The organism is Nocardiopsis lucentensis DSM 44048 (assembly GCF_000341125.1).
GTDB lineage: Bacteria > Actinomycetota > Actinomycetes > Streptosporangiales > Streptosporangiaceae > Nocardiopsis > Nocardiopsis lucentensis.
Genome location: NZ_ANBC01000867.1, coordinates 1 through 4,929, shown reverse-complemented (window position 1 = coordinate 4,929; position 4,929 = coordinate 1). Strand labels below are relative to the sequence as shown.

Annotated in this window: 4 protein-coding genes and 1 pseudogene; 1 reads left to right on the top strand and 4 read right to left on the bottom strand. The window is 74.3% G+C overall.

Annotated elements, in window-relative coordinates; translation table 11 throughout:
• The 4 genes from D471_RS36945 to D471_RS0129980 form a co-directional block, all read right to left on the bottom strand.
• Nucleotides 1-324, bottom strand: a 324-nt coding sequence (locus D471_RS36945) for a DUF5682 family protein (RefSeq protein ID WP_040691942.1), incomplete at its 3' end; no start/stop codon positions are given.
• On the bottom strand, nt 324-1,439 hold the full coding sequence (locus D471_RS0129990) for an ATP-binding protein (RefSeq protein WP_017602030.1): 1,116 nt from the start codon (nt 1,437-1,439) through the stop codon (nt 324-326). The genes D471_RS36945 and D471_RS0129990, both read right to left, overlap by 1 nt.
• On the bottom strand, nt 1,440-3,008 hold the full coding sequence (locus D471_RS0129985; protein ID WP_017602029.1) for a DUF5691 domain-containing protein: 1,569 nt from the start codon (nt 3,006-3,008) through the stop codon (nt 1,440-1,442). It abuts the gene before it with no gap.
• Nucleotides 3,005-4,258, bottom strand: a complete 1,254-nt coding sequence (locus D471_RS0129980; protein ID WP_026128229.1) for an SWIM zinc finger family protein — start codon at nt 4,256-4,258, stop codon at nt 3,005-3,007. Before D471_RS0129980 ends, D471_RS0129985 begins: the two co-directional genes overlap by 4 nt.
• Nucleotides 4,259-4,724: 466 nt before the next feature.
• On the opposite strand from D471_RS0129980, the pseudogene D471_RS36940 reads away from it, so the two are divergent.
• Nucleotides 4,725-4,929, top strand: a pseudogene (locus tag D471_RS36940) (cytochrome P450); the annotation flags it as partial.

Sequence of the window (4,929 nt, the reverse complement as noted above, 5' to 3'; positions counted from 1 at the left end):
CGGCCAGAACGCCCACCCGTCACCCGCCGCCACCCTCAACGGACGGCCTCCGGCCGCAGCACCCCCCTCTTCGTCACGGGAGGCCGAGGGGGCCGACGCGGAACCGCCCTTGGGCGCGTCGTTCACGTACGCCAGCAGGGCCACGGGGGGCTCCAGCTCCCCCACCAGGTGCGTGAGCGCGTCCGCCTCCGGGGGCCCCTCGATCAGCACCGCGTCGGGTTTGATCTCCTCCAGGGCCGCCCGGACGGCCCGGGCCGAGCCCGGGCCGTGGTGCCGCACGCCCAGGACGTGCAGCCCGCTCGTGTCCAGTCGGGCTCGGGCCATCAGGCGCCCACCTCGCGGCACGCCCGGTAGAACTCGCCCCACCCGTCGCGTGCGCGCGCGACGGTCTCCAGGTACTCGCGCCAGACCACGCCGTCGGACACCCGGTCCTGGACGACGGCGCCCTGGATCCCGGCCGCGACGTCCGCGGGGCGCAGCCGGCCGTCGCCGAAGTGCGCGGCCAGCGCCATGCCGTTGGTGATGACCGAGATGGCCTCGGCGGTGCTCAGGGTGCCGCTGGGGGACTTGACCTTGGTCCCGTTGTCCTCGGTCACGCCCGAGCGCAGTTCGCGGAAGACGGTGACCACGCGCTGAATCTCGGTGAGGCTGGTCGGTACCTCCGGCAGGTCGAGCGACCGCCCCAGCTGCTCCACGCGCTGGGTGACGATGCGGATCTCGTCCTCCACGCTGTCCGGGACCGGCAGCACCACCGTGTTGAAGCGGCGGCGCAGCGCGCTGGACAGGTCGTTGACGCCGCGGTCGCGGTCGTTGGCGGTCGCGATGATGTTGAACCCGCGCTGCGCCTGGACCTCGATCCCCAGCTCCGCGACGGGCAGCGATTTCTCCGACAGCACGGTGATCAGGCCGTCCTGCACGTCGGAGGGCATGCGGGTGAGCTCCTCGATGCGCCCGATCGACCCGCGCGCCATCGCCGTCATCACCGGGCTGGGCACGAGCGCCGCCTCGGACGGCCCCTCGGCGAGCAGCCGGGCGTAGTTCCACCCGTACCGGACGGCCTCCTCGGAGGTGCCCGCGGTGCCCTGCACCAGGAGGGTGGAGTCACCGGCGACGGCCGCCGCGAGGTGCTCGGACAGCCAGGTCTTGGCCGTGCCCGGCACACCGATGAGCAGCAGCGCGCGGTCGGTGGCCAGGGTGGCCACGGCGACCTCCACGACGCGGCGCGACCCGATGTACTTGGGCGTGATCTCCGTTCCGTCCTCCAGCGTGGTGCCCAGCAGGTACTGGGTGACGGCCCAGGGGGAGAGCCGCCAGCCGGGCGGGCGCTGGCGGTCGTCGGTCTTGGCCAGCGCCTCCAGTTCGGCGGCGTAGGTCTGTTCGGCGTGGGGGCGCAGCGCCTGCGACGCGTCGGTGCTGATGGAGGGGGTGCTGCTGGTCAACTAGAGCTCCTTGTGCATGTCGAGACGGAAGCGGAGGAGTTCCCTCAGGCGGAGGAAGGCGTCGGCCTCGGCGCCGCCGCGCGGAGGGGCCTCCGGCAGGGAGGCGAGGTGTTCGGGGCGCAGGCGCTCGGCCGCCAGGTCGCAGAGGGAACGGTAGGCGGACGGGGAGCGGCCGTGCTTGGGGGCCGGCCCGCCCAGGTGGTCGAGGAACAGCTCGCACAGGTCGCGGTTCCAGGGCGCGCCGACCGCCTGGGCCAGGTGGGCGAGGTCGGCGTCACGGGTCTTGGCACGGCTCCGGTCACGCGCGGCGGCCAGGGCCGCGGCGCAGCGCTCCTCGGCGGGGAGCACTCCCAGCAGGGCCTCCACGTGGACGGCCTCGCGGCCCCGGGCGGTGTCGGCGAGCTGCCCCACCAGCCCCTGGCCCAGGAAACCGATGACCGCCCGCGCCCACTCGGGATCCCCCTGGAGTCCGATCGCGTTGCCGAACGCGTCCCGCAGGCGGACCTCGCGCGCCGCGTCGGCCGCGGCGAAGACCTCGCCGGGGGTGGTGTCGAACAGGTCGGTCCACACGTCCAGGGGCGCGTGCGTGATCAGGGACCAGGTCCGTTCGAAGACCTCGCCGGAGCGGGACGCCTCGGGGACGACCAGGGCCAGGTCGCGGAGGACGTCGGTGCGGGTGGCGGCGACGTCGTCGACCACCAGTTCCCCGCGGACGCCGAGTCGGGCGTGCTCACGGACGTAGCCGCGCAGACGGTCGGCGTGGGCGCTGCCGGGGAGCCGGGTGAGCAGGGACAGGGCCAGACCACGCACGTTGGCCGCCTTGTCGTCGAGGACGCGGTCCAGGAAGGCGGCGTCGCCGGGAACCGGGCCGACGGAGAACGTGTCGAGCAGGAGGCGACGCCATTCGGCCCTGCTGAGCGCGTCCCACTCCGCCTCCAGGAGCGCACGGGCGGCGTCCGGGTCGGTGGCGCGCAGGACGGCGAGGGCGCGGCGGCGTTCGGAGGGGCCGCCGTCCGCCCAGTCCTCCTCGACGAAGGCGTCGCCGGGCAACGTCTCCGCCGTCACGTACGCCCACCGATCGTTGAGTCCGGCCAGCCAGCGGCCCCGGGTGCCGACGGCGGCGGCGATCGCGGGGCGCAGCCGGCTGTCGCGCTCACCGCGTTCGAGCAGGGCGGGGATGTTGGCGCGGTCCACCTCGCGACCGCTAGCCGCGACCAGCTCCAACCACTCGGGGAGGAGCCCGGGCCGCTGGGCCAGGATCAGCGAGAGCCGGTGCGCGGCCGCACCCTCGATCCGTGCCGGTTCGCCCCCCGGGTCCGGGGTGACGGGTTCGGCGGTCCCGGGCGCGTATCCGGCCGCCCGCCGGACCGTGGCCAGGGCGGCGCGGTCCAGCAGAGCCTCGGCGCCCTCTGCGGAGGGGGTCTCGGGGAGGTCGGGGGTAGGGGGAACGGCGCGCCGGGCGGTGCCCACGAGCGCGGTGGAGACCAGTCGGTCCCACGAGTCGGCGGGGGTCGGGGGGTCGGGAGTGAGGGGGGCGGGCACCGTGGTGCCCAGGGGGTCCGGTGTCACAGTGCGTCGACCTTTCCGTCCGTGTCCCACACGGTCAGGGGGGTGAGTCCGTGGCGGGGAGACCACTCGGCGACCACCGTGGAGGGGTGGCCGCCCGTGACGGCGAGGAGCCGCCAGGGCACACCGGTGACGAGGGGGAGCGCGGTGCCGGAGGGGTCGACCAGGTGCCATCGGTCGCCGTCGTGGGCGGGGGCGGCCCGGTCGAGGACCATCGGCCAGGTGTCCCGCCAGGGGTCGACCGCGAGTGCCGCGGCGAAGGCGTCGAGCGCCTCGGTCACCGTCGTGCCCCGCGGCGGGGGCGCTGTGCGGGTGTCGCCGTCGGCCACGGGCACCACGCGCTGGCCGTCCGGGTAGAAGGCGAGCTCCGTGCTCACCTCGGTTCCGACGCGGAAGGGGGTCCGCGGCGCCTGCCCCGAGCGCGCGAAGCTCAGGGACAGGGCGAGACGGCCGCTGTCCGTGCCCCGCAGCCACACGCGGTGGGCGGTCATGTCGCCCTCGGGGGTGGGGGTGTTCCTCGCCCCCAGGACGCACCAGGTGTCGCGGACGCGTTCGCCGTCCGCCAGCACCTCATCCGCCTTGGTGGTGATGCCGACCCTGGCGCGGACCACACCGCGCGTGCGCTCGTCCAGGCCGTCTCCGGCGCGGTGGGCGCCGACCAGCAGGTGGATCATGCTGAGGCGCTCCAGTAGGACCTCGGGCCAGCCGGTCGCCCGGACGGCTCCGGGAAGTTCGGTGACCGCGGAGGCGGCGCCACCCGCCTTGGCGTCCACCAGGCGCTTGGCCATGCGGTCCCAGTGGTCGTAGCGGTGCTTGGGCGCCTCGGCGAGCCCGGCGTCGATCTGGTCGTTGAGCCAGAGCCGGAGCTCGTCCATGCCGCCCGCGACGGCCTTCTCCCGCTCCCTGAGCGTGGCCTCCGCCCGTGTGGGGTCCACGGGCCTGGCCGCCTTCTCCGCCGCCTTGGCCTGGCGTGTGGCGCGCCCGGTCAGCCAGGTGGCGACCCACTCGGGGCGCTCGTCGCGAACGTCCACGGTCCCCTGAGCCCACAGGGCGAGCAGGGCGAGGACGTGCTTACAGGGGATCTTGCGGCTGGGGCAGCTGCACTTGTAGGCCGGACCGCCGTCACCGTCCAGGTGGGCGGCGGCGAGGTAGGGCTTGGCGCCGCTCCCCTTGCACTCGCCCCACACGGCTGAGGCGGCGCCGGAGGGGTCGGTGATCACTCCGCTCTGGGGCCAAGAACCCGGCTTGGCCACCTTGAGCGCCGCCTTGCGTGACGGGGGGTCCGGAGCCAGGGCCCAGACGTCGTCGGTACTCCATCGATCGCTCACGTGGACGACGCTACGGCCCGGCACCGACAGTCCGGGGCGGGGCGCCCGACCGGGTCACGCGGGAAGGCGAGGGCGCGAGGAACGGCGGAAAAAGAATACAACAGCGGACATATCAGAATTCCCATGCCGCTCCCGCCGCTCATGAAAAACCGGGCCGCGAGGCTCCCCGGCCTGTTGAGGAAAGGACCGACTCCCCTCTAGAATTCCACGACCAGGGCGCACATCCCCATTTCCCGCCGTGCCCGGTCCGCCCCTTCCGAAAGGAGCGCTGACCCGCACGGCCCCGCCCCGACGTCCGGTCGGGTCCGCCCTCCCCTCCCGTCACCGCGACGACGTGTCTTCTCCTCGAAGGGAGGGAGGCGGCCCCGGCGCGCCGGGGACCGCGCACCCGATGACGACCATCCGAACCGACGGCGACGACCCTCACCAGCCCTCCCCGCACTGCCCTCACCAGCTGACCCGCCTGTACGGGTCCTTGCCCGACAGGGGGCTCGACGGGCTCTGGGAGCGGTTGCGGGAATGCCACGGCGCGGTCGCCCCGGCGGAACTGGAGGACGGTGTCCGCGTGTGGGTCCTGTTGGGCTACCACGAGAACC